This window comes from Ruegeria halocynthiae, from assembly GCF_000743705.1.
GTDB lineage: Bacteria > Pseudomonadota > Alphaproteobacteria > Rhodobacterales > Rhodobacteraceae > Ruegeria > Ruegeria halocynthiae_B.
The window spans coordinates 87,742-112,365 of sequence record NZ_JQEZ01000004.1; the positions used below are offsets into that span (position 1 = coordinate 87,742).

23 protein-coding genes are annotated in these 24,624 nt (G+C 57.4%); 11 read left to right on the forward strand and 12 right to left on the reverse strand.

Annotated features, from left to right (window positions below):
• The first annotated feature begins 103 nt into the window (after nucleotides 1-103).
• Nucleotides 104-433: an Hpt domain-containing protein gene (locus JT51_RS15395; protein ID WP_037314664.1), complete on the forward strand. Its 330-nt coding sequence runs from the start codon at nucleotides 104-106 to the stop codon at nucleotides 431-433.
• Here JT51_RS15395 and ilvA read toward each other — a convergent pair.
• Nucleotides 430-1,656, reverse strand: coding sequence for a threonine ammonia-lyase IlvA (ilvA, locus tag JT51_RS15400; protein ID WP_037314667.1), 1,227 nt, complete (start codon nucleotides 1,654-1,656; stop codon nucleotides 430-432). The two genes, JT51_RS15395 and ilvA, sit on opposite strands and share 4 nt — an antisense overlap.
• Nucleotides 1,657-1,715: 59 nt before the next feature.
• Nucleotides 1,716-2,489, reverse strand: a complete 774-nt coding sequence (locus tag JT51_RS15405; RefSeq protein ID WP_037314669.1) for a hypothetical protein — start codon at nucleotides 2,487-2,489, stop codon at nucleotides 1,716-1,718.
• Nucleotides 2,490-2,629: 140 nt separating this feature from the next.
• On the opposite strand from JT51_RS15405, the gene JT51_RS15410 reads away from it, so the two are divergent.
• The 5 genes from JT51_RS15410 to msrA all read left to right on the forward strand — a co-directional run bounded on the left by JT51_RS15410 (nucleotide 2,630) and on the right by msrA (nucleotide 7,229).
• Entirely contained in the window at nucleotides 2,630-3,853 is a 1,224-nt protein-coding gene (locus tag JT51_RS15410; protein WP_037314674.1) for an argininosuccinate synthase, read from the forward strand.
• A 140-nt stretch (nucleotides 3,854-3,993) separates the two neighbouring features.
• Nucleotides 3,994-5,061: a YjgN family protein gene (locus tag JT51_RS15415; RefSeq protein ID WP_037314676.1), complete on the forward strand. Its 1,068-nt coding sequence runs from the start codon at nucleotides 3,994-3,996 to the stop codon at nucleotides 5,059-5,061.
• Nucleotides 5,062-5,064: 3 nt separating this feature from the next.
• Entirely contained in the window at nucleotides 5,065-6,108 is a 1,044-nt protein-coding gene (locus tag JT51_RS15420; RefSeq protein WP_051927603.1) for a M48 family metallopeptidase, read from the forward strand.
• 65 nt (nucleotides 6,109-6,173) lie between these two features.
• The gene (locus JT51_RS15425) at nucleotides 6,174-6,458 is read left to right on the forward strand and encodes an SCP2 sterol-binding domain-containing protein (RefSeq protein WP_037314678.1); all 285 of its coding nucleotides are present in this window, start codon (nucleotides 6,174-6,176) and stop codon (nucleotides 6,456-6,458) included.
• 99 nt (nucleotides 6,459-6,557) lie between these two features.
• On the forward strand, nucleotides 6,558-7,229 hold the full coding sequence (msrA, locus tag JT51_RS15430) for a peptide-methionine (S)-S-oxide reductase MsrA (RefSeq protein WP_037314681.1): 672 nt from the start codon (nucleotides 6,558-6,560) through the stop codon (nucleotides 7,227-7,229).
• On the opposite strand, the gene JT51_RS15435 is transcribed toward msrA, so the two are convergent.
• Both JT51_RS15435 and JT51_RS15440 read right to left on the reverse strand, forming a co-directional pair.
• A complete protein-coding gene (locus JT51_RS15435; RefSeq protein ID WP_037314683.1) occupies nucleotides 7,226-8,098 on the reverse strand; it encodes a ribokinase in 873 nt (290 codons plus the stop codon). The two genes, msrA and JT51_RS15435, sit on opposite strands and share 4 nt — an antisense overlap.
• Before the next feature lie 3 nt (nucleotides 8,099-8,101).
• Complete coding sequence (locus JT51_RS15440) at nucleotides 8,102-10,357, reverse strand: NADP-dependent malic enzyme (RefSeq protein WP_037315393.1); 2,256 nt, start codon at nucleotides 10,355-10,357, stop codon at nucleotides 8,102-8,104.
• 160 nt (nucleotides 10,358-10,517) lie between these two features.
• On the opposite strand from JT51_RS15440, the gene mutS reads away from it, so the two are divergent.
• Entirely contained in the window at nucleotides 10,518-13,133 is a 2,616-nt protein-coding gene (mutS, locus tag JT51_RS15445; protein WP_051927604.1) for a DNA mismatch repair protein MutS, read from the forward strand.
• Nucleotides 13,134-13,164: 31 nt separating this feature from the next.
• Here the strand turns inward: mutS and JT51_RS15450 are convergent, their stop codons facing one another.
• Together JT51_RS15450 and hrcA are read right to left on the reverse strand one after the other, a co-directional pair.
• The gene (locus tag JT51_RS15450) at nucleotides 13,165-13,728 is read right to left on the reverse strand and encodes a nucleotide exchange factor GrpE (protein ID WP_037314689.1); all 564 of its coding nucleotides are present in this window, start codon (nucleotides 13,726-13,728) and stop codon (nucleotides 13,165-13,167) included.
• Between the two features lie 10 nt (nucleotides 13,729-13,738).
• A complete protein-coding gene (gene hrcA, locus JT51_RS15455) occupies nucleotides 13,739-14,803 on the reverse strand; it encodes a heat-inducible transcriptional repressor HrcA (protein WP_037314693.1) in 1,065 nt (354 codons plus the stop codon).
• A gap of 112 nt (nucleotides 14,804-14,915) precedes the next feature.
• Between hrcA and rph the strand changes: the two genes are divergently transcribed.
• Genes rph through JT51_RS15475 form a run of 4 tightly spaced genes read left to right on the forward strand, consistent with a single transcriptional unit; the run spans nucleotide 14,916 to nucleotide 17,740 of the window.
• Nucleotides 14,916-15,629, forward strand: coding sequence for a ribonuclease PH (gene rph, locus JT51_RS15460; RefSeq protein WP_037314695.1), 714 nt, complete (start codon nucleotides 14,916-14,918; stop codon nucleotides 15,627-15,629).
• Nucleotides 15,626-16,240, forward strand: coding sequence for an RdgB/HAM1 family non-canonical purine NTP pyrophosphatase (gene rdgB, locus JT51_RS15465; RefSeq protein ID WP_037314698.1), 615 nt, complete (start codon nucleotides 15,626-15,628; stop codon nucleotides 16,238-16,240). The genes rph and rdgB overlap by 4 nt, the downstream gene beginning before the upstream one ends.
• Nucleotides 16,230-17,384 carry a radical SAM family heme chaperone HemW gene (gene hemW, locus JT51_RS15470; protein WP_037314700.1) on the forward strand — a complete coding sequence of 385 codons (1,155 nt, stop codon included), beginning with the start codon at nucleotides 16,230-16,232 and terminating at the stop codon, nucleotides 17,382-17,384. The genes rdgB and hemW overlap by 11 nt, the downstream gene beginning before the upstream one ends.
• 2 nt (nucleotides 17,385-17,386) lie before the next feature.
• Nucleotides 17,387-17,740, forward strand: a complete 354-nt coding sequence (locus tag JT51_RS15475; protein WP_037314702.1) for a YbaN family protein — start codon at nucleotides 17,387-17,389, stop codon at nucleotides 17,738-17,740.
• Here JT51_RS15475 and JT51_RS15480 read toward each other — a convergent pair.
• The 6 genes from JT51_RS15480 to rho are packed head-to-tail and all read right to left on the reverse strand — an operon-like array spanning nucleotide 17,730 to nucleotide 24,520.
• Nucleotides 17,730-18,623, reverse strand: a complete 894-nt coding sequence (locus tag JT51_RS15480) for a ParB/RepB/Spo0J family partition protein (RefSeq protein WP_037314704.1) — start codon at nucleotides 18,621-18,623, stop codon at nucleotides 17,730-17,732. The genes JT51_RS15475 and JT51_RS15480 overlap by 11 nt on opposite strands.
• Nucleotides 18,624-18,643: 20 nt before the next feature.
• Entirely contained in the window at nucleotides 18,644-19,447 is an 804-nt protein-coding gene (locus JT51_RS15485; RefSeq protein ID WP_037314707.1) for a ParA family protein, read from the reverse strand.
• Nucleotides 19,440-20,054: a 16S rRNA (guanine(527)-N(7))-methyltransferase RsmG gene (rsmG, locus tag JT51_RS15490; RefSeq protein ID WP_037314710.1), complete on the reverse strand. Its 615-nt coding sequence runs from the start codon at nucleotides 20,052-20,054 to the stop codon at nucleotides 19,440-19,442. Before rsmG ends, JT51_RS15485 begins: the two co-directional genes overlap by 8 nt.
• Nucleotides 20,051-21,919: a tRNA uridine-5-carboxymethylaminomethyl(34) synthesis enzyme MnmG gene (gene mnmG / locus JT51_RS15495; RefSeq protein WP_037315396.1), complete on the reverse strand. Its 1,869-nt coding sequence runs from the start codon at nucleotides 21,917-21,919 to the stop codon at nucleotides 20,051-20,053. The genes rsmG and mnmG overlap by 4 nt, the downstream gene beginning before the upstream one ends.
• Before the next feature lie 12 nt (nucleotides 21,920-21,931).
• On the reverse strand, nucleotides 21,932-23,218 hold the full coding sequence (gene mnmE / locus JT51_RS15500) for a tRNA uridine-5-carboxymethylaminomethyl(34) synthesis GTPase MnmE (protein ID WP_037314713.1): 1,287 nt from the start codon (nucleotides 23,216-23,218) through the stop codon (nucleotides 21,932-21,934).
• Between the two features lie 30 nt (nucleotides 23,219-23,248).
• Entirely contained in the window at nucleotides 23,249-24,520 is a 1,272-nt protein-coding gene (rho, locus tag JT51_RS15505) for a transcription termination factor Rho (protein ID WP_037314716.1), read from the reverse strand.
• Between the last annotated feature and the right edge of the window lie 104 nt (nucleotides 24,521-24,624).

Here is a 24,624-nt window from a genome sequence, read left to right on the forward strand (position 1 = left end):
GGTTTAACATCCCGTGAAGGCGTCTTTATTGCGTTGCTTAACCCGGTCTTTACCGGCCTTGGGATACCCAAGTCAGGTCGCGATATGTGTGGAGAGGCCGAACATGATCGACTGGTCCAGGGTCAGACAGCTGCGGGATGAGGTGGGCACCGCCGAATTCGTTGAGGTGGTACAGATTTTCCTGGACGAGGTGCAGGAAGCCATCGACCGGCTGCACAAGGACACAAACCGCCTTGAGTTCGAGCAGAACATGCATTTCCTCAAAGGCAGCGCGCTGAGCCTTGGGTTCGACCGGTTCTCTAAACTCTGTCAGGATGGCGAGCGTATCGCCGCCGCAGGCAAGGCGGATGAGGTTGATCTGATCTCAATCCTGAAGGTCTATGACGAGTCCAAAGCCGTGTTCATCGCGGACAGGGGGGCAAACCTGACCTAGATCACGAATTGCGCCAGGGTCTCGTCCTCGGTGATGTCGGTATAGGTGAACCCGGCCTCATCCAGATGCGCAAACAGGCGGGCAAAGTTCTCGGGCTTGCGGGTTTCGATCCCGATCAGGACCGAACCAAAATTTCGGGCCGACTTCTTCATGTATTCGAACCGGGCGATATCGTCTTCGGGGCCAAGAATGCCCAGAAACTCTTTTAGCGCGCCGGGGCGCTGTGGCAGGCGCAGGATAAAGTATTTTTTCACGCCGGAATAACGCTGCGCCCGTTCCTTGACCTCGGGCAGACGTTCGAAATCGAAATTACCGCCCGAAGTAACACAGACCACGGTTTTTCCGCGAATAAAGCTTTGCACGTCACCAATGGCTTCGATCGCCAGCGCACCGGCAGGTTCCAGCACGATGCCTTCGACGTTCAGCATTTCGATCATGGTGGTGCAGATGCGATCTTCGGACAGCACCAACACGTCGGACAGGTGGCGATCCTTCAGCAGATCAAACGGCTTCGCACCGATCTTTCCAACCGCCGCACCATCGACGAAATTGTCGATACGATCCAGTGCCACCGGATGCCCCGCCGCCATGGCCGCGTGCAAACAGGCCCCGCCTTTGGGTTCGACAAACAGGCAATGGGTTCGATCCCCGAACCACGTCGCCACGCCCGAGGACATGCCACCGCCGCCCACCGGCAGGATCACGTGATCGGGAACACCGCCCAGTTGCGCCTCGATCTCAACCGCCAATGAGGCCTGACCTTCGATCACATCCGCATCGTCAAAGGGCGACAGGAAATGCCCGCCCTGCCGGGCGCACCATTCTTGCGCAGCGGCCAGCGTGTCGTCGAAGTAATCGCCAATCAGGTGGATTTCGATATTGTCGCCACCAAAGATGCGGGTTTTCTGGATTTTCTGCTGCGGCGTCGTCACCGGCATGAAGATCACACCCTTCACGCCCAGATGCTTGCACATGAAGGCCACGCCCTGCGCGTGATTACCCGCGCTGGCACAAACGAACAGTTCCTGCCCCTGCTGCTTGCGCATGGCGTTGAACGCGCCCCGGATTTTATACGACCGCACCGGGCTGAGATCTTCGCGTTTGAGCCAGATATCGGCACCGTAACGATCGGACAAATGGGCATTGCGCTGCAACGGCGTTGCCGGAAAGACGGTGCGCATCGCCTGTTCGGCGGCACGGGCGCGGGTCATGAAATCACTCATGACCGTTTCAGTGCCGCATCACCGCCGAAAGGGCAAGGAATACATATGTGTACGGGCGGTCAGCTGAGTTCGCGTTTCTCTACGATGTACCCATACAAGGTTGTCAAGATACTGACATTCAAGATCGCAAAGAAGACTTGTACCACAAGTGACAGAACACTGTGCAATACGGGCGAGAACTGGAAGGCCTCCACGACCAGCCCAATCAAAAACTGCACAACCACGTAAAAGAAAACCAACCCAAAAGCGGTCCGTCCTGGGTTACCGATGGTCTCCCACCATTTCCAGCTTTCAGACATGGTCAACGGGTTACCAACCGCAAAAGCTGGAAGGATAAGCGACCACCTAAACATTAAAACGCCAAGCAAAAACAAAACCGCCACAAGCAAGGCCAGACCGACGGGCCACGCAGCCTGAACAACCGCCATTAAAACAAATCCCACAGGGAGCAATATTATCAAAGCGATTAGTCCGAGAAGAAAGAGCCGGAGTACGTATCCTACAGCTCTGCCTATGTGAAATTCTGGAACTAACCCTGAAGAGAATTTTTCAAGAAGAATAAAACGATGCCAAGTAGTTACGCCCCAGGCGCCAATGACAGCCGTCACAAGCCAAGCGGCTATGCCCCACAACAGAAAAAAGCGAGGAAGATTTTCTGCTGGAACGTTTACATGTTCGCCCCAAACCAAAAACTCGCCCAATCCCGACACATAAACAAAAGCGACCAGAGCTAAGACGCTCAACACGGTTGGCGCCCAGAAAATCCGAAAAACTGCCGGTAAGTTTCTTAGAACCATCCGAACCGAATGCATGAGAATCTTCCAACTCAACATTTAATAACCGCCTCTTCAACCAATCCTTGTTTTCCAAGCACCTGTTTCACCCCAATTCCTGCTCGGGTCAACGCAGATAACTTGCCCCCACGTCCAAAACCCGCTAGGGGCCAAGCGTTCTACGCAGAAGGGGAATTCAGATGTCCGCGCCCAAGAAAGTTGTTCTGGCCTATTCCGGTGGCCTTGATACCTCGATCATCCTGAAATGGTTGCAGACCGAGTATGGCTGTGAGGTCGTCACCTTCACCGCCGATCTGGGTCAGGGAGAAGAACTGGACCCGGCCCGCCAAAAGGCCGAGCTGCTGGGGATCAAGCCCGAAAACATCTATATCGAGGACATCCGCGAAGAATTCGTCCGCGATTTCGTCTTCCCGATGTTCCGCGCCAACGCGCAGTATGAAGGCCTGTACCTGCTGGGCACCTCGATCGCGCGGCCGTTGATCTCGAAACGTCTGGTTGAGATTGCCGAAGCAACCGGCGCCGATGCCGTCGCACACGGCGCGACCGGCAAGGGCAACGATCAGGTGCGGTTCGAACTGGCGGCCTATGCGCTGAACCCCGACATCAAGGTGATTGCGCCCTGGCGTGAATGGGATCTGACCAGCCGGACCAAGCTGCTGGAATTTGCCGAGGCGAACCAGATCCCGATTGCCAAGGACAAACGCGGCGAGGCCCCCTTCTCGGTCGATGCGAACCTGCTGCACACCTCGTCCGAGGGCAAGGTTCTGGAAGATCCCGCCGATATGGCACCCGATTATGTCTATCAGCGTACCGTCAACCCAGAGGATGCGCCCGATCAACCCGAGTTCATCGAAATCGGCTTTGAAAAAGGCGACGCGGTCAGCATCAATGGCGAGGCGATGAGCCCCGCCACCATCCTGACCAAGCTGAATGAATATGGCGGCAAGCACGGCATTGGCCGTCTCGATCTGGTCGAAGGCCGTTTCGTGGGCATGAAATCGCGCGGTATCTATGAGACGCCCGGCGGCACCATCCTGCTGGAAGCGCACCGTGGGATCGAGTCGATCACCATGGACCGTGGCGCGATGCACCTGAAAGATCAGTTGATGCCGCAATACGCGGAAATCATCTATAACGGCTTCTGGTACAGTCCCGAGCGTGAGATGCTGCAAGCCGCCATCGACAAATCGCAAGAGCATGTCACCGGCACCGTCCGCGTGAAGCTGTACAAAGGTTTGGCGTCGACCGTGGGTCGCTGGTCAGATCACTCGCTCTATTCCGAAGAGCATGTGACCTTTGAAGATGATGCCGGTGCATACGACCAAAAAGATGCTGCTGGCTTTATCCAGTTGAACGCGTTGCGTCTGAAACTGCTGGCGGCGCGGGACAAGCGTCTCAAGTAACAAGGGCGGCACACGAAAGGGTTGAGTTTTTCAAACTCGCCGCAACTTTGCCGTAGAAATGCCCGGTTGATTGTACACAGAAAACGGGTCGGTCCTGCAGAGGGTCGGCCCGTTTTTCATTCAATCAATTTGAGGCATACATGCAGGAAGATCACGCACAGGGCACTTTGGCCGAGTTCGAGTTCCGCGGATCGGCAAGCGAATACTTCGGCATCTGGATCGTCAATCTGCTGCTGTCGCTGGTGACCTTTGGCATCTACAGCGCCTGGGCCAAGGTTCGCACCAAAAAGTACTTCTATCAAAACACTTATGTCGCCGGGCGCAGCTTTGATTACCACGCCACAGGTGGGCAGATTCTGATCGGGCGGCTGATCGTGATTGCAGGGATCGTGGCCTATACGATCCTGGCGGCGGTTCCGCTGGTGAACTTGATCATGCTGCTCGGGCTGGTGTTCCTGATCCCCTACCTTCTGGTCCGGTCGCTGCGGTTTCAGGCACGCGTGTCCAGCTGGTCGAACGTCCGGTTTGATTTTCAGGGTACATGGGGGTCGGCCGCCGGAAATTACTTCTTGTACCCGATCATCGCCGCGCTGACACTGTATACCACCTGGCCCTTCGTCACCCGATCAATCCAGCGGTTTCACGTGAACGGGCATACGTTCGGGACCACTCCGATGTCTTTCGACAGCCCAATTGCGCCGTTTTACAAGGCATTCTTGTGCTCGGCGCTTTGGGTGATCGCTGGTCTCATCGCGATCCTCATGATCATGGGTGTTAATGCATCAACCTTTGAAGCGTTCAAGACTTTCGAAAACGATCCCAAAAACGTCGCGGCGATTTTGACCATCCTGTCGCTCTACGGGTTTCTTATCCTGGTGCTGGTTCCGGCCGTGATCATCTATCATGCCATGGTTCGCAACACGGTCTACAATTACACCGTTCTGGGCGATGGGCATCGGTTCCATTCGGATGTCTCGGCGCTGCGTCTGCTGTGGATTTCGGTCTCGAACGCGGTGATTGTTGGCCTGACGCTGGGTCTGATGCTGCCCTGGGCACATGTGCGCCGGGTGCGGTACCTGGCCAATCACACCATCTTTCTTCCGGCGGGGCCGCTGGATGAGTTCGTCGGCACTGTCAGCGCAAATGTCAGCGCCATCGGCGACGCCTATGGGGATATCGAAGGGTTCGATATCGGTATCGCGGTCTGATCCTTGGACGAGTTTCCTGAAGACATTGGCGCGCCTGTTCACGGGCGCGCCTATCCACCCCTCAGCTCGCGCGAGATATCGGCGCGGCTGGCGGTTGGCACCAATACCGTCTGGCTGATCGACGCGCAGGGGCAGATTCAGGCCCGCTGCGCCTTGGATGAGCTGACGGTGGAATCTCGTGTAGGTGCCACGGAACGGCGGGTGAACTTCCCCGATGGCACGTTATTTCTAACTGACAGGCATACAGCGCTGGAACATCTGTTGGCAGACACCAGCGGATCGCGCCTGCATCATGCGGAAAAGTTTCATCCCCGCCTGATCCTTATTTCCGTCGCCTGCTTGGCTGGCGCATGGGGCCTTTGGAAATACGGGCTGTCCGTGCTGGTGGCACTGGCGGTCTGGATGACGCCGCCCCCTTTGGTCTCTGCCATCGACACCGGGGTAATGCAGGCCCTGGATCAGGTTTTAACCAAACCCAGCACGCTGAACGCCGGTGAAAAAGCCAAGGTTCAGGACAGTTTCAACCGGGTGCTGGCGGCATTGGGGCCCGCGGCTGAAGATCATGACTATACTCTGAAATTTCGCGATCTGCCTGGAATGGGTCCCAACGCCTTTGCCCTGCCCAATGGCTCAATTGTGGTGACTGATGATCTGGTCCGGCTGGTCTCGGCCGACGCGCTGGCCGGGGTGATCGGGCATGAGATCGGGCATGTGGCCGAACAACATGGGCTGACGCAGATTTACCGCTCGCTCGGGGCGTTTGTCCTGATCGGCATGATGGCTGGCGATACTGGCCCGGTGCTGGAACAGGTACTGCTGGAAGGCAACCTGATCCTGTCCCTGTCCTATTCCCGCCAGCATGAGCTGGCAGCCGACCGGTTCGGTGTCGATCTGGCCACGCGGGCCGGGTTTGATCCCGATGGCCTGTCCGAATTCTTTGACCTGCTGGATCAGGAATACGGAGATCATGGCGATGACTGGTTCAGCACCCACCCGGGCTTCAAGACACGTCAGGAGAACCTGAAATCACTGACCCAAGGTCAATAAACCCCACCCCTTGCTCGTGACCTTGCCGCCCCCTAACCCTGTGAATGGGGAACAGGAGGGGACCGATGACACTGAACACCATAGCCGACGGCATTCAGAAAAACCTTGTCGGGCGCGGCTTTGAAGGCTCGCTCAAATTCGATTGCGGCAAGGACGGCGTGATCGTTCTGGCCGACAATCAGGCCAGCACACAGGATCGCGACACGGATTGCACCATCCGTATCTCGCAGGACAATCTGGCCAAGCTGCTGACCGGCAAACTGAACCCGATGACGGGCGTGGCATTGGGCAAGCTCAAGATCTCGGGCAATATGGGTGTGGCGATGAAACTGGGGCAGTTGCTGGGCTGAAGCGGCGATAAACTCGTCTCACCACCCCGTGACAAACGATGTCAGCGGATTGCGCCGCCGCATAAGTCAGGGCAGCGTAATGTCAGAAGGAGACCTGCTATGACCCGCATCGCTTATCTCGACTATGTCAAACCGACGTTTCTTTTTGTTCTAATTGCTCTGACAGCCATGCTGCGCGCCGCACCCGCACCCGCAGCCGGGACCGAGACCCTGACAGTTGCCGGAGGATGTTTCTGGTGCGTTGAATCCGATTTCGAATCCGTTCCCGGTGTCACCGGCGCCGTATCCGGATTCACCGGTGGTAAGGCCGCCAACCCGACCTACGATCAAGTCTCCAAAGGTGGCACTGGTCATTATGAGGCCGTCCAGATCACCTTTGACCCGTCACGTGTTTCCCGTGAAACCCTGTTGAACATGTTCTTCCGCTCGGTTGATCCTACCGATGCGGGCGGCCAGTTCTGCGACCGGGGCAACAGCTATCGCACAGCAATATTTGTCTCTAACGCAGGGGAAAAGGCGCTGGCGCAGAAAGCGAAAGCCGACGCGCAGCAAGCGTTGGGGCAGACAGTTGTCACCCCGATCCTGCAAAAAGGCGCATTCTACCCGGCCGAAGCCTATCATCAAGATTACTACAAGGGTGACAAGCTGATCTTTACCCGGTTCGGCCCCAAACGTCAGAAGAACGCCTACAAAGCGTATCGAAACGCTTGCGGACGTGACACGCGTGTCAAACAACTGTGGGGCAGTGCCGCGCCATTTGTCGGTTCTTAATCCAGGCGCGCTGCGCGCACCTCTTTCAGATCCGGGATAACATCTGCTGTGCCGTGCCGCGTGACCATCAGGGCCGCGGCACGGTTTGCTTGTGAGATAGCTTGCGCCATTGGCATCCCACGATCCATCCCAGCCAGAACATAGCCAGTGAACGTATCGCCCGCGCCGGTCGTATCCACGGCCTGCACCTTGTGCGCCGGGAATTCCGAAACATCCGAGCCGCGCAGATAATATCGCGCCCCTTTAGAGCCCAGCGTCACAATCACATGCTGAACATCCAGGTCCCAAAGGTCCTGTCCGGACGCCTTCCGCAATTGTTCGGCTTCGATCTCGTTCAGGATCAGAAAATCCAGATAGGGCAGCACGGCCTGCACCGCCTCGGCCTGAAACGGGGCGGCGGCATAGCAAACCTGCAATCCCAGTTCATGCCCCATTCTGGCGGCCTCGACCTGCAGATTGGTTTCATTCTGCATCACCAGCAGGTCACCTTGCGACGCCGAAGACAACGCCTGCCCCAGTTGGTCCGATGAAATCGCTTGGTTAGAGCCGGGAAACAGGATGATGTTGTTTTCACCCTGCGCATCCACGGCAATGATGGCGTGGCCGGTTGGTATGTCGACCTCGGCGATATAGCGCGTGTCGACGCCATATTCGGTCAACCGATCCCGCGCCCAGCGCCCGTCGGGCCCGATGGCACCGATATGCGCCGTGCGCGCGCCGGCCCGGGCCGCCGCCACGGACATATTCGCCCCCTTGCCCCCCAGGTATCTGTCCAGACGATTGGCCGAGAGGGTTTCCCCCGGCCCGGGCAAATGCGGCACATCATAGATCATGTCCGCGTTGATCGAGCCGAGGTTCCAGATTGTCATGGCTTAACCGATATCGCAGGATGCAAGGATGGCCATGTTCAAGATGTCATTGGCGGTCGACCCCGTCGAACAGATCTGAATCGGCTTGTCGATGCCGGACAGGATTGGGCCGATGACCGTCGCGCCGCCCATTTCCTGCATCAACTTGGTCGAGATCGACGCCGAGTGTCGCGCTGGCACGATCAGGATATTGGCCGGACCAGTCAGGCGCGAGAACGGATAAGCCTCTTGCTGATGGGCGTTCAGGGCCACATCGACGGTCATCTCGCCCTCGTATTCGAAATCGACACCGCGCGAATCCAGGACCCCCGGTGCGACATGCATCTTTTCAGCGCGTTCAGACACTGGATACCCAAAGGTCGAAAAGCTGACAAAGGCAACGCGCGGTTCCAAACCCATATGGCGGGCAATCCCGGCCGCGCGTTCGGCAATATTGGCCAGGTCATGCTCATCCGGCCATTCATGCACCAGCGTGTCGCCGATCAGAACGATCCGGCCCTTGTGCAGCAGCGCGGTGACACCAGCCGCCCCATGGGCCGCATCTGCGTCAAAGACATGATTGATCCGGTCCAGTACATGCGCCGATTTACGGGTGGCGCCGGTTACCAGACCATCCGCATGGCCATGGGCCAGCATCAACGAGGAAAACACGTGCCGGTCACGCGCGGCCAGACGGTGAATATCTTTGCGATCAAACCCCTTACGCTGCAAACGCCGGTACAGGAAATCCTTGTAGGCATCCAGATGCGTGGTTGTGGCGGCATTCACCACCTCCAATTCGCGCACCGCATCGCTGAGCCCGGCCTCGTCGAGCTTTTGTTTGACCTCTTCCGGGCGACCGACCACCATCGCCTTGCCAAAGCCCGAGCGCTGATACATCACCGCCGCGCGCAAGACGCGGGGATCGTCCCCTTCGGCAAAGATCATCCGGCTTTGCGCCGCACGGGCACGGGCGTTCAAACCACGCAGGATGCTGGCCGTCGGATCCATGCGCGACTTGAGGCTCAGCTCATATGCCTCCATGTCGATGATCGGACGCCGCGCCGCGCCGGTGTCCATGCCCGCCCTGGCCACAGCGGGCGGGATACGGTGGATCAGGCGCGGGTCGAACGGTGTGGGGATGATGTAATCGCGGCCGAAGGTCAGCGTCTTGCCATAGGCCAGCGCCACCTCGTCCGGTACATCCTCGCGGGCCAGGCGGGCCAGCGCATGGGCGCAGGCAATCTTCATCTCGTCGTTGATGGCGCGGGCATGGATATCCAGCGCACCACGGAACAGATAGGGGAAACCCAATACGTTGTTGACCTGGTTGGGATAATCGCTGCGGCCGGTGGCGACGATGGCGTCAACACGGACCTCATGCGCCTCTTCCGGCGTAATCTCGGGGTCCGGGTTGGCCATGGCGAAGATCACCGGATTGTCGGCCATGCTGGCGACCATATCCTGCGTCACCGCGCCCTTGACGGATACGCCCAGAAACACGTCCGCGTCCTTCATGGCGTCTTCCAACGTGCGCAGGTCCGTGGTGATCGCATGGGCCGATTTCCACTGGTTCATGCCCTCGGTCCGGCCCTGATAGATCACGCCCTTGGTGTCACAGACGATGCAGTTTTCGTGCTTGGCCCCCATCGCCTTGAGCAATTCGATACAGGCAATCCCCGCCGCACCTGCCCCGTTCAAAACGATCTTCACATCCTCGATCTTCTTGCCCGAGATATGCAGCGCGTTCAGCAGACCTGCCGCGCAGATGACCGCCGTGCCGTGCTGGTCATCGTGAAAGACGGGAATATCCATCTCTTCTTTCAGGCGCTGTTCGATGATGAAACACTCGGGCGCTTTGATGTCTTCCAGATTGATGCCGCCAAAGGTCGGCCCCATCAGACGCACCGCGCGGCAAAATTCATCCGGGTCTTCGGTATCCAGTTCGATATCAATCGAATTCACATCGGCGAACCGTTTGAACAGGACCGATTTGCCCTCCATCACCGGTTTCGAACCCAGCGCGCCCAGATTGCCCAGACCCAGAACCGCCGTCCCGTTCGAGATCACGGCCACCAGATTGCCCTTGTTGGTATAGTCATAGGCCGTTTCCGGATTTTCCGCGATAGCCTCACAAGGAACGGCCACACCGGGGCTGTAGGCCAGCGACAGATCGCGCTGCGTGGTCATGGGAACGGTGGCTTGCACCTCCCACTTGCCGGGGGTGGGGTCCAGGTGAAAGGCCAGCGCCTCTTCTTTGGTGATCTTCGCTTTGGGCATCGGATTGGTCGTTTCCATGACTTCGGGGATTTCGCCTCTTACCTCAGACGGCGGCGCGCCTCAACGGCAATGCGTTTTCACCTTTCGTCGCGGGTGGGGGATTTGTAAGGTCGCGACCGGAATACGCCAAAAGAGGTCAGCCTTGTCCACAGTCACGCCGATGATGGCGCAATACCTCGAAATCAAAGAGGCCCATGCCGACGCCCTGCTGTTTTATCGCATGGGCGATTTTTATGAGATGTTTTTCGAGGACGCGGTGAACGCGGCCGAGGCGCTGGACATCGCCCTGACCAAACGCGGCAAACACAACGGCACCGACATCCCGATGTGCGGCGTGCCGGTTCATTCCGCCGAAGGATATCTGCTGACGCTGATCCGCAAAGGGTTTCGCGTTGCCGTCTGCGAACAGATGGAAAGCCCGGCTGAGGCGAAAAAAAGAGGCTCTAAATCGGTGGTAAAGCGCGGTGTGGTGCGCTTGGTTACCCCCGGCACCCTGACCGAAGACGCCCTGCTGGAAGCCCGCCGTCACAACTTTCTGGCCGCCTATGCCGAGGTCCGGGATGAGGCGGCGCTGGCCTGGGCCGATATCTCGACCGGCGCGTTTCACGTGATGCCTTTGACGTCCGTACGCCTCAGCCCCGAACTGGCGCGGCTGGCCCCGTCCGAGTTGATCGTGGCGGATGGGTCCGAACAGGTTTTGCAGGAACCCGTCCGCGATCTGGGCATTTCGCTGACCCCGATTGGGCGCGCCAGTTTCGACAGCACTGCGGCGGAAAAACGCATCTGCGGGTTGTTTCACGTCGGCGCCCTGGACGCATTCGGCAATTTCGGGCGCGCTGAGGTTTCGGCGATGGGCGCGCTGATCGACTATCTTGAGATCACGCAGAAGGGCAAACTGCCGCTGCTGCAAACACCGCTGAAGGAATCCGAGGACCGCGTGGTGCAGATCGACGCCGCCACCCGGCGCAATCTGGAACTGACCCGGTCGCTGTCCGGTGGCCGCGCTGGCTCGCTGCTATCAGTGGTGGATCGCACCGTGACGCCCGGCGGCGCGCGGCTGTTGGAACAACGCCTGTCCAGCCCGTCCCGCAATCTGGACGTGATCCACGCGCGGCTGGATGCGGTGACATTTGCGGCCGAGGACAGCCTGACCGCATCGGACCTGCGCGAGGCTTTGCGCAAGACCCCCGATCTGGATCGCGCCCTGTCCCGCCTGTCGCTGGAACGTGGCGGCCCCCGCGATCTGACCGCCATCCGCAACGGGTTGGCGCAGGCTGCCACCATAGCGGAATTATGCGGTCCCCAAGATTTGCCGGTTTTGCTGGCCACCGCCGTGCAGAACCTTGTTGGGTTCGATGATCTGTTGACCCTGCTGGATCAGGCGCTGGTCGCCGAACCACCCCTGTTGGCCCGTGATGGTGGCTTTATCGCCCCCGGGTTCGATGCCGAGTTGGACGAGGCTCGCACCCTGCGGGACGAGGGCCGTTCCGTCATCGCCGGGTTTCAGCAGAAATATGCGGAACATACAGGCATCACCTCGCTGAAGATCAAGCACAACAATGTGCTGGGCTATTTCATCGAAACCACGGCCACACATGCCGAAAAGATGCTGAATCCGCCTTTCAGCGAGACCTATATTCACCGCCAGACCACCGCCAATCAGGTACGGTTCACCACCGTCGAACTGTCCGAGATCGAAACCCGTATACTGAACGCCGGAAATCTGGCGCTGGAGATCGAAAAACGGCTCTATCAAAGGCTTTCTGGTGAAATTTTATCCCTCGCCGCACGGCTCAACCAAGCTGCCCGGGGGTTGGCCGAACTGGATCTGACCACCGCATTGGCCGATCTCGCGCGCGGTGAGAACTGGTGCCGCCCGCAGGTCGATACGTCACGCGCCTTTGATGTGCAGGGGGGCCGCCATCCGGTTGTGGAACAGGCGCTGCGGCAACAAAGCGGTGATGCATTCATTGCCAATGATTGTGACCTTAGCGCCAATACCGGTGCTGCAATCTGGCTGCTGACCGGTCCCAACATGGCCGGTAAATCAACCTTCCTGCGTCAGAACGCCCTGATTGCCTTGCTGGCCCAGATGGGCAGCTATGTTCCCGCAGAACAGGCCCATATCGGCGTGGTCAGCCAATTGTTCAGCCGTGTTGGCGCGTCTGACGATCTGGCGCGCGGGCGGTCAACTTTCATGGTGGAAATGGTGGAAACCGCTGCCATCCTCAATCAGGCTGATGACCGTGCCTTGGTCATTCTTGATGAGATTGGCCGTGGAACTGCCACCTATGACGGCCTGTCCATCGCCTGGGCCACCCTGGAACATCTGCACGCAGCCAACAAATCCCGCGCTCTGTTTGCAACGCATTACCACGAGCTGACCGCCCTGGCCGGCAAGCTGGAAGGCGTCGACAACGCCACCGTTGCGGTCAAGGAATGGGAAGGCGAGGTGATCTTCCTGCATGAGGTCCACAAAGGCGCGGCTGACCGATCCTATGGGGTTCAGGTGGCCCAACTGGCAGGTCTGCCCGCCACGGTGGTCGAGCGTGCCCGAATTGTGCTGGACCAACTGGAAAAAACCGAACGTGAAGGTGGTAAGCAAAAGACGCTGATCGACGATCTGCCGCTGTTTTCAGCCGCGCCGCCCCCGCCGCCGCCCGCACCCAAAGCGTCACCCGTCACGGATATGCTGAGCGACGTGTTGCCGGACGAGCTGACCCCGCGCGAAGCGCTGGACCTGATCTATAAACTGAAAGAGGCGGCCAGATCCTGACCGCCTCAGCATTCTTTAGGTCCAAGGCTGCTTAACCTGCGGGCGTCGACGACACACCAACCTGCGCCGGACGCAGCAGGCGGTCGTGCAGCATGAATCCTTCGGCCGATACCTGAATGATATCGCCAGCACGCGTGCCGGGAACCGGCGCTTCGAACATCGCCTCATGCACATTGGGATCGAACCGATCGCCAACTTCGGGCGTGATCACTTCCATCCCGTGTTTCTGGAACACGTCTTTCAGCGCGCGCATGGTCAGTTCGACACCTTCCAGCAGCGGCCCTGCAACCTCTTTCTGCTCGTCGGTCGCAGCTTCCAGCGCGCGTTTCATGTTGTCGTAAACCGGCAGCATATCGCGCGCCAGTTTCGAGCCGCCATATTGCTCTGCATCCCGACGCGCCTTGTCGCCACGCTTGCGCGCGTTTTCGGCATCCGCCAGCGCGCGCATGAATCTGTCTTTGTATTCATCCCGCTCTGCGCGCAGCGCATCCAGTTCCAGTGCCTCGTCGCTGAACTCGGCTATTTCATTGGCCAGTTCTTCCGCCTCAGCGGATGCGATATCGTCCAGAAAATCTTCGTTCTTGGGCTCTGCCATCTCTTACCCTCTAGCTCCGGTCGGAAATCAGCTTGCCGACCAGTTGCGCCGTATAATCCACGATCGGCACGATCCGTCCGTAATTCAGACGTGTGGGCCCAATGACCCCAACCGCACCGATTACCTTTCGATCAGCGTTCATATATGGAGACACCACCAAAGAGGAACCCGAAAGTGAGAAAAGTTTGTTCTCAGACCCGATAAAAATGCGCACACCCTCGCCTTCTTCGGTCAATTCCAGAAATTCCGCGATATCACGTTTGCGTTCCAGGTCGTCAAACAGGGTGCGTATTCGGTCCAATTCCTCGGCCTCACCCGGATCGCCCAACAGATTCGCCCGCCCCCGCACAATCAACCGGGCCGAGTCGGTCCCGTCACCGTCCCAGGCCGCCATACCGCTTTCGACCATATCGCGGGCCAACGCGTCGATTTCCTGCCTGCGGGCGGTGATCTGACTTTGCATCTGACGGCGCACTTCGCTGAGGGTCCGCCCCTCGATCAGTGCGTTCAGAAAATTCGCCGCCTCGCGCATGGAACTGGGTGTCTGACCCGGTGGCGGTGTGAACAGGCGGTTTTCCACATGACCATCGGCAAAGACCAAAACCACCAAAGCGCGGTCATGCGCCAGCGAGACAAACTCGATATGTTTGATCTCGGATTCCTGTTTGGGCGTCAGAACCAACGACGCGCCATGTGTCACGTGTGACAAGGCGGACCCGACGCGATCCAACATCCCGCCAACATCGCCCGCGTTAGAGCCTAATGTGTCATCCAGTTTCCGCCGGTCATCAGCGCCCAGATCGCCAACCTCCAGCAAGCCGTCGACGAACATCCGCAAGCCCTGCTGGGTGGGAATCCGGCCCGCGCTGATGTGCGGGCTGTCGAGCAGACCCAGAAACTCCAGATCCTGCATCACGTTGCGCACGGTGGCCGCGCTGACCTTTTCCGAAAGCGTACGGGTCAGAGTGCGGCTGCCGACGGGTTCGCCACTGTCCAGATAGCTTTCGACGATCAGCCGGAACACCTCACGCGACCGGTCGTTCATCTCGTCCAGAATTCTGCTTGCTTCGCTCATCGGCGTTCCTCTGCTGGGCCGTCATTAAATAGCAGGCATCCGAAAGGTCAATCGGGGTTGCATCGTAACGCTGCGGGGCGTTATCCCCAACCCAGCAAACAAAGGATTTTCCATGCGACCCTCAGGACGTGATCTAAACGAAATGCGCCCGGTTTCAATCGAAACGGGCTTTACCAAACATGCCGAAGGTTCCTGCCTGATCAAGATGGGCGACACCCATGTGTTGTGTACCGCCACGATCGAAGATCGCGTGCCGCCGTTCATCAAGGGGTCGGGTCTGGGCTGGGTCACCGCCGAATACGGTATGCTGCCCCGCGCCACCAACACCCGGATGCGGCGTGAAGCCGCCAGCGGCAAGCAAGGCGGCCGTACCGTGGAAATCCAGCGCCTGATCGGGCGGTCCTTGCGCGCTGGCGTGGACCGGGTTGCCTTGGGTGAACGTCAGATCACCGTTGACTGCGATGTGATCCAGGCCGATGGCGGCACCCGTTGCGCGTCGATCACCGGTGGCTGGGTTGCGCTGCGTCTGGCCGTCAATAAGCTGATGAAGGCGGGCGACGTGATCTCGGACCCGCTGGTCGATCCGGTGGCAGCCGTATCCTGCGGGATTTACGCAGGTCAGCCGGTGCTGGATCTGGATTACCCGGAAGACAGCGAAGCGGGCGTGGATGGCAACTTCATCATGACCGGCTCCGGTAAACTGATCGAAGTTCAGATGAGCGCCGAAGGCTCGGTCTTTAGCCGCGCCCAAATGGATCAGCTGATGGATCTGGCGGAAAAAGGTGTGGGCGAACTGGCCGCTGCGCAAAAGGCCGCCACCGCATGACCCGCAAGTTCGACGGTGACAGGCTGCTTTTTGCGACTCACAACAAGGGCAAGCTCGAAGAGTTGGTACACCTCCTCGCGCCCTTTGGTGTCACGGTTGTTGGCGCGGGTGACATGGATCTGCCCGAGCCGGAAGAGACTGAGGACACTTTTGTCGGCAATGCCCGGATCAAGGCCCATGCTGCGGCCAAGGCCACCGGGCTGCCTGCCCTGTCGGACGATTCCGGCATCACCATCGACGCGCTGCACGGCGCGCCGGGGGTCTACACCGCCGATTGGGCTGAAACCGGCAATGGTCGCGATTTCCTGATGGCGATGACCCGTGCCCATACAGAGCTTGAGGCGAAAAACGCCCCGCACCCCCGCGCCGCACAGTTCCGCAGCACGCTGGTTCTGGCCTGGCCCGACGGCCATGACGAAGTGTTCGAAGGCATCGCCCCCGGCCATCTGGTCTGGCCGATCCGGGGCGCGGGCGGGTTCGGATATGATCCGATGTTTGTCCCCGACGGATACGACATTACCTTTGCCGAGATGGATCGCTGGGAAAAGAACAAGATCAGCCATCGCGGCCGCGCGGTGGAGATGTTCGTGAAAGGCTGTTTTGGCGGATGATTGGCGCAACGGGGGCTTTGGCCTGTACGTGCATTGGCCCTTTTGCGAGGCCAAGTGCCCCTATTGCGATTTCAACAGCCATGTTTCCAGAAATATTAATCAAAAACAATGGCTTAATGCGTACTTAAGCGAGTTACGCCGCGCTGCCGCTGAAACCCCCGATCGGGTTTTGAACACGATCTTCTTTGGTGGCGGCACACCCTCGCTGATGGACCCCGGCACCGTCGCCGCCGTGATCAATGAGGCCCGCGCGCTGTGGCACCCCGCAAATGACATGGAAATCACGCTTGAGGCCAACCCCGGCTCGGTCGAAGCGGGTCGTTTTGCCGCCTATCGCGATGCCGGGGTCAATCGGATATCGATGGGCCTTCAGGCCCTGAATGACGACGACCTGCGCCGGCTGGGGCGTATTCACACTGTCTCCGAGGCGCGCGCAGCTTTTGACATCGCCCGCAGTTGTTTTGATCGGGTCAGCTTCGACCTGATCTATGCCCGTCAGCATCAGACATTGGACGCCTGGCGCAGTGAGCTGACCGAAGCGCTGTCCATGGCCGTCGATCACCTGTCCCTGTACCAACTGACCATCGAGGACGGCACCGCCTTTGGCGACCGCTACGCCGTGGGCAAGCTGCGCGGTCTGCCCGAGGACGACAACGCCGCCGACATGTATCTGGCCACCCAGGACATCTGCGAGGCGCACGGCCTGCCCGCGTACGAAGTTTCCAACCACGCACGGCCGGGCGCGGAATCACAGCACAACCTGATCTATTGGCGCTATGGCGATTACGTCGGCATCGGGCCTGGTGCGCATGGCCGGATCACCAAGGACGGGCGGAAGTATGCGACCGAGACTTACCTGGCCCCAAACACCTGGCTGGATGCCGTATCGCAAGGAAGCGGGGAAAAGGAACGCTCGACCCTTGCCACCCAAGATCAAGCCAACGAATATCTTATGATGGGGTTACGTGTGGCAAGCGGTCTAGATATAGACAGATTTACCGCTTTGTCTGACCACCCTATGTCCGAAGATAAGCTAAAACACCTAAACGACATTGGCATGGTTGAGCAGACTAGCAGCCACCTGATCGCCACCAAGGACGGTCGGGCCGTCCTGAATGCGGTAATCCGGGAATTATTGGGGTAATCATGCAGTTTATCTGGGCCGTGTTGGGGTTGATTTGTGTCGCACTTGCGGTTGTAGGAATCGTCTTGCCATTGCTGCCGACGGTCCCATTCCTGCTGTTGGCGGCATTTTTCTTTGCCCGATCTTCAGACCGGCTGCACAATTGGTTGATCAGCCACGGCACGTTTGGCCCGCTGATACTGGATTGGCAAAACTCGGGCGCCATTCGCCCAACCGCAAAAAAGGCGGCAACCATATCGATTGCCGCCGTCTTTACATTTTCAATTCTGATTTCCGTACCGACCTATGTCTTGCTGATCCAAGCCATGGTTCTGGGTGGGGTTCTGGTTTTTATCTGGTCCCGCCCTACCGGCTAAGCTTGGCGCACAAATCGTCCAGCTGATCCAGATTTTCATAGGTCAGCACCACCTGCCCTGTTTCCGATCCAGCCTTGTGATTAATCGCAACTTTCATCGCCAGAATAGCAGACAGGTCCTTTTCCAAAGCGCGTGTATCCGCGTCCTTACCAGCATCCAGATTTCTGGATCTCGGCACGGATTTAGCGGGGTCAGCCTGTTGCTTTTTCACCAGGGCTTCAGTCGCACGAACGGACAGCCCATCTTTCACGACGATCTTTGCCAATTCCGAAGGGTTTTCGGCCGTAATCAACGCGCGCGCATGTCCGGCTGACAGTTTTCCTTCGATGACCAGCTTCTGAACATCCAATGGCAAAGACAACAAACGCAACAGATTGGCGATGTGGCTTCGACTTTTTCCCAGTGCTTCCGCCAGCTTTTCCTGCGTATGGCCAAACCGCTCCATCAATTGTTTGTAACCAGCCGCCTCTTCCACTGCGTTCAGATCGGCGCGCTGGATGTTTTCGATAATGGCAACTTCCAGAACTTCGGTGTCGTCAAAATCACGCACAATAACCGGAATATCATGCAGTCGCGCCATCTGCGCCGCACGCCAACGACGCTCACCCGCGACGATCTCGTAATTGCCGCCGCCTACTTCACGAACGATCAGCGGCTGAATGATCCCCTTTTCTTTAACCGAGGCAGCAAGCTCATCCAATTGCGTCGGTTGAAAGGTGCGGCGCGGCTGGTTTGGGTTTGCACGCAGCTTCTCGATGGGAACTTTCATATCGGGACGGCGTGGGTCTGAAGATATGCGCCCTTCCGCCTCCTGCGTCACGTCAGCCATCAGTGCGGACAAACCCCGCCCCAAACCTCTTGGTTTTGTTTTTTTGGCGGCCATGGCGTCCTCCTCAATACCGCTTAGGCGGCAATTTTCTTGTTTTTATGCATGACTTCCCGGGCCAGATGCCGGTACGCCATTGCCCCCAACGAGCCCGAATCGTACTGCAAGACCGGCAATGCGTATGACGGTGCCTCGCTGACCCGCACATTTCTGGGTATTTTGGTTTTAAATACCATCTCACCCAGATTGTCACGCGCGTCCTTTTCGACCTGACGGGACAAGTTGTTGCGGTTGTCATACATGGTCAACACAACACCTTCGATTCTAAGGTCAGGATTCGCCGTCTGCCGCACTTCGCGAATGGTCAACATCAGCTGCGACAGCCCTTCCAACGCAAAAAACTCACTTTGCAGGGGGACAAGCACCGAATGAGCGGCAACCATGGCGTTGACCGTCAGCAAATTCAGCGAGGGAGGGCAATCAATCAGCACAAAATCCAGCTCAAATTTGTCAATGGCCGTCTGGCGCAGCGCATCATGCAATAAATAGCTGCGTTTTTCGTTCGAGATGAGTTCGATATCAGCCGAGCTAAGGTCAACTGTAGCAGGTACAACATACAGCCCGTCAATTTCGGATTCCTGTACGACAGCCTCCAATGGGGCCTCGTCAAGAATAAGATCATAGGTCGTCCAGTCCCGGTCTTCGACACCCAAACCTGTTGAGGCATTCCCCTGAGGGTCCAGATCAACGACCAGCACCCTACATCCGGCCTCCGCCAGCCCCGCCGCAAGATTTATTGCCGTAGTGGTCTTTCCGACCCCGCCCTTCTGATTGGCTACCGCAATAATCCGGGGCCCGGACGGACGAGACAGATCAACCACGAGAAACTCCTTTGATCTTCAGGATAACGGCTTGAGGCTCAGTTAAACTTGTAATCGGCTCAGCTTCAAAATTCCATTCCTCGTGCGTGTCTTCCAGCTCTTTTTTCCAGCTTGCGCCTTTCGGCAACAGCGCGGTGCCAGAATAGCTTAAATGTCTGTCGCAAAAGGACATTAACGTAGGCAGATCAGCCAAGGCCCGCGCCGACAGGATATCGGCGTTCAGGGGGTCAACAGCCTCGATTCGCTTTGAAAGAACTGTACATTTTGCTCCACATTCCCTGGCAACATTGCGCAAAAAGGCTGATTTCCTTTGATCACTTTCCACAAAGACAAATCGGGCATCTGGCGCTTCTTCGATGGCCATAATCGCGCAAACCATCCCGGGAAAGCCACCACCACTGCCCAGATCCGCCCACACATCAAAAGAATCGGCACATCGGTAAACTTGCACCGAATCCAGAATGTGACGCGTCCAGACCTCATTCAGGCTGTTCCGTGACACCAGATTTATCTTTGGATTCCACCGCTGGACCAGTTCAACATAGGTTTTCAGCCGATCAAATGTTTCACGTGAAACATCCAATCCATCAAAAAGGCCAAAACTCATGCTTTACGCACCTTTTGGTCACGTCGCAATTTAGCCAGCACCAAGGTCAAAGCAGCGGGGGTTACCCCTTCTACCCTGCCAGCCTGGGCAACATTTGCCGGGCGGGCTTGCGTCAGCTTTTGCTTCATTTCAGAAGATAGCCCTTCGAGAGAGAAATAGTCAAAATCATGTGGGATTTCATAAGCTTCATCCCGTTTCATGGCTTCGACATCCTTTTGCTGACGTGCAATGTAGTTTGCGTAAAGCGCATCGCGCGCTACCTGCAATCGGATGTCCCCTTCTACCTTGTCCAATTCAGGAATCAGTGGAATCAAATCTTCAAAACCAACATCCGGAAACGCCAAAATGGCCATTCCATCCCGTCGGTTGCCGTCTTGATTGATATTTATTCCAACCGCCCGAACTTCTTTCGGTGTGAATGTCCGTTCGGTAAGTTTAGATTTAGCTGCGGCCAGTTTATCCATTTTCTGGGAAAACTGTGCCTCTCTCTTTTCACCGACACATCCCAATTTCAATCCGATTGGGGTAAGCCGCTGATCTGCGTTATCCGCGCGAAGCGACAATCGGAATTCAGCCCGCGAGGTAAACATCCGATAGGGTTCAGCCACGCCACGTGTTGTCAAATCGTCGATCATTACGCCAATATAGCTGTCCGCCCGTGTGAAATGAACAGGTTCACCGGCGCGCGCCTCTTGCGCCGCGTTTAGGCCAGCGACGAGGCCCTGCGCTGCAGCTTCCTCATATCCTGTGGTTCCATTGATCTGACCGGCAAGATATAAGCCCTGAACCCGCGGAAGAGACAGAGAGGATGTCAAAACGCGCGGATCGACATAGTCATATTCAATGGCATACCCAGGTTGCAGGATCTCGGCCTTCTCTAATCCTTTGATCGAGCGTACATAATTCTGCTGAACATCCTGAGGCAAAGAAGTTGAAATGCCGTTCGGATAAATCGTGTGGTCGTTTACCCCTTCGGGTTCCAAAAAGATTTGATGAGAATCCTTGTCAGCAAACCGAACAATCTTGTCCTCGATCGAGGGACAGTATCTAGGACCCACCCCATCAATATGCCCGCCGTACATGGCTGAACGAGAAAGGTTCTTCTCGATTATTTCATGTGTGCGTGCATTCGTATGAGTAATTCCACAGGAAATTTGCGGCGCTACAACTGATGTGGACATGAAGGAAAACAACGTGGGTTCATCATCGCCGTCTTGCCGCTCAAGATCGGACCAATCTATGGTGCGGCCATCCAACCTGGGTGGCGTCCCGGTTTTCAATCTCCCCAATGGTAGGTCAAATCCATCAAGCGTTTCCGCCAGTTTGACAGAAGGCTTGTCCCCCATGCGCCCACCTGGGCGCGACACGTCTCCAATGTGAATCATCCCACGCAGAAACGTACCGGACGTCAGAATAACTGTGCGTGACTTGATTTCGGAACCATCCGCCAACCTGATTCCAGTAACCCGGTCGCTTTCCATCAGAAAATCAACAACTTCGCCGACGATGACTGACAAATTCAGCTGCGCTTGCGTTTCCCGTTGCATCGCGGCGCGATACAGGGCGCGGTCAGCTTGTGTCCGTGGTCCTTGTACAGCCGGACCTTTACGACGATTCAACAATCGGAACTGAATCCCCGCCTGATCCGCAACGCGCCCCATAACGCCGTCCAGCGCGTCGATTTCCCGAACCAGATGCCCTTTGCCCAATCCACCAATTGCCGGATTACAGGACATAACCCCGATATCCGACGCGGACAACGTCACCAGTGCCGTTTCAGCACCCATTCGGGCAGCCGCATGGGCAGCCTCGGTCCCGGCATGTCCGGCACCAATTACGACAACATCGAAATCTGAATGTTTCACGTGAAACACTCCTTACTTACCCAGGCAAAAACTCGAGAATATTTCATCCAAAAGATCCTCAACGCCAATTCTGCCAACCAACGCTTCAAGTGCTCGGATTGCGGTACGCATTTCCTCTGCCGCGATATCATACAAGTCCGGGCCTGATTCCAGAACTGTCATTGCGGCACCAAGTGCTTCTTGGGCTGTGTTCAGCGCAACTCGATGCCTTTCGCGTGTCGCGATACCATAACTTGTGGATTTCAAGGACAGTACACCCGATATCTGGGATATCAATTGATCAATCCCCTGCCCTGTCTTACCGGATATACCCCCGTCACTGCCATCCCGAAGGTCAGATTTCGGAAGCACCTGAATGTCGTCAGGCGCCATTGCGATCCCCAGCTCTTTGGGGTTATCCGCCAGGAAAACGCGCAGGTCCGCGGAATCTGCCCGCTTTCTGGCCAGTTCAATCCCCAGGTTTTCGACGTGATCTTCGGTTTCGCGCAGCCCTGCCGTATCCAGCAATGTTACCGGCAATCCTGCAAGGTCCATCCGAACCTCAATCACATCCCGCGTGGTTCCCGCGTATTCTGAGGTTATCGCCGCTTCGCGCCCGGCCAGCGCGTTCAGCAAGGTCGATTTTCCGGCGTTGGGAAGACCGACAATCGCCACCTCGAACCCCGTTCGGATGCGTTCCGCGATTTTCACACCGTCCGCTTCGCGCTGCAAATCGGCCATGACACCGGAAACCAGACTGCGCACCTCAGGTGTCACGTCTGTGGGCACCTCTTCATCGGCGAAATCAATGACAGCCTCAAGCAGCGAGGCAGCCCGGATCAGATCACGCCGCCAACGTTCGGCCAACATGCCCAACTCTCCGGCAAGGATGGTTTGAGCTTGCTTGCGCTGCGCTTCGGTTTCGGCATCGATCAGGTCAGCCAGACCTTCGACCTGCGTCAGGTCCATCTTGCCGTTTTCCAGCGCGCGCCGGGTGAATTCCCCAGGATCGGCCAGGCGCAGCCCGTCATGATCCGACAGGCAGCGTATTACAGCGTTTACAGATGCCGTGCTGCCGTGGATCTGCAACTCGGCCACATCCTCGCCAGTAAAGCTGGCCGGCGCCTTGAACGTCAGAACCAATCCATCATCCAGGCGCGTTCCATCACCCGCATACAGCGTCCGTACCCGCATCCCACGGGGTGGTAGCCCGCTGCCGGTTAAACCGGCAGCAGCTGAATGCGCCAAAGGGCCTGAGAGGCGGATGACCGCCACTCCTGCTTTGCCTTGCGCGCTGGCCAAGGCGAATATCGTGTCCATTCGAAGGCCTCGCGTCGTTAAAGACCTGTGTCAGGTATTCATCGAATCGAAGAATTCACCGTTCGACTTGGTCTGTTTCAGCTTGGATAACAGGAACTCAATCGCGTCGGTCGTGCCCATCGGGTTAAGGATACGGCGCAGAACAAAGGTCTTGGCCAGATCGCCCTTGTCGACCAGCAGGTCCTCTTTCCGGGTACCGGATTTGAGGATGTCGATGGCCGGGAACACGCGTTTGTCGGCAATCTTGCGATCCAGAACAATTTCCGAGTTACCGGTGCCTTTGAATTCTTCAAAGATCACTTCGTCCATCCGGCTGCCGGTGTCGATCAGCGCGGTGGCGATGATGGTCAGCGAACCGCCTTCTTCGATATTCCGCGCGGCACCAAAGAAACGCTTGGGGCGTTGCAAGGCGTTTGCATCAACACCACCGGTCAGAACTTTACCCGAAGAAGGCACAACAGTGTTAAACGCCCTACCAAGTCTTGTGATCGAATCGAGAAGAATAACAACATCTCGTTTATGCTCGACCAAACGCTTGGCTTTTTCGATCACCATTTCCGACACGGCCACGTGGCGCGTTGCCGGTTCATCAAAGGTCGAGGACACAACCTCACCCTTCACCGAACGCTGCATGTCCGTCACCTCTTCGGGGCGTTCATCGATCAGCAGGACAATCAGATAACACTCGGGGTGGTTCTTTTCGATCGAGTTCGCAATGTTCTGCAGGATCACCGTTTTACCGGTCCGCGGCGGCGCCACGATCAGCGACCGCTGGCCTTTACCGATGGGTGAAACCAGATCAATCACACGGGCCGATTTATCCTTGATCGTAGGATCTTCGACTTCCATCGTCAGACGCTCATCAGGGTAAAGCGGCGTCAGGTTGTCAAAGGCGATCTTATGTTTGGCCTTTTCCGGGTCTTCAAAGTTGATCTTGGTGACCTTGGTCAGCGCAAAGTAGCGCTCGCTTTCATCAGGTGCCTTGATCTCACCCTCAACAGTGTCCCCCGTACGCAATGAGTGCTGGCGGATCATTTCTGGTGAGACATAGATGTCGTCCGGACCGGGCAGATAGTTCGCCTCGGGCGAGCGCAGGAAACCGAACCCGTCTTGCAGCACCTCCAGAACGCCATCACCGCTAACGGTCCAGCCTTCGTCTGCGCGTTCGCGCAGAATCTGGAACATCATCTCGCCCTTGCGCATAGTCGAGGCGTTTTCGATCTCAAGCTCTTCGGCCATAGCCAGAAGGTCTTTGGGGCTTTTGGCCTTGAGGTCGGCCAGATTCAGGGATTCAGTGGACATGATGATACGAACCTTGGCCGCATGGATCGCGGCACGGACTGGAATTTCAATACGGAAAATACGCCGCCCGGACGGGCGTGTTATGCGTTACATACGCATCCAGG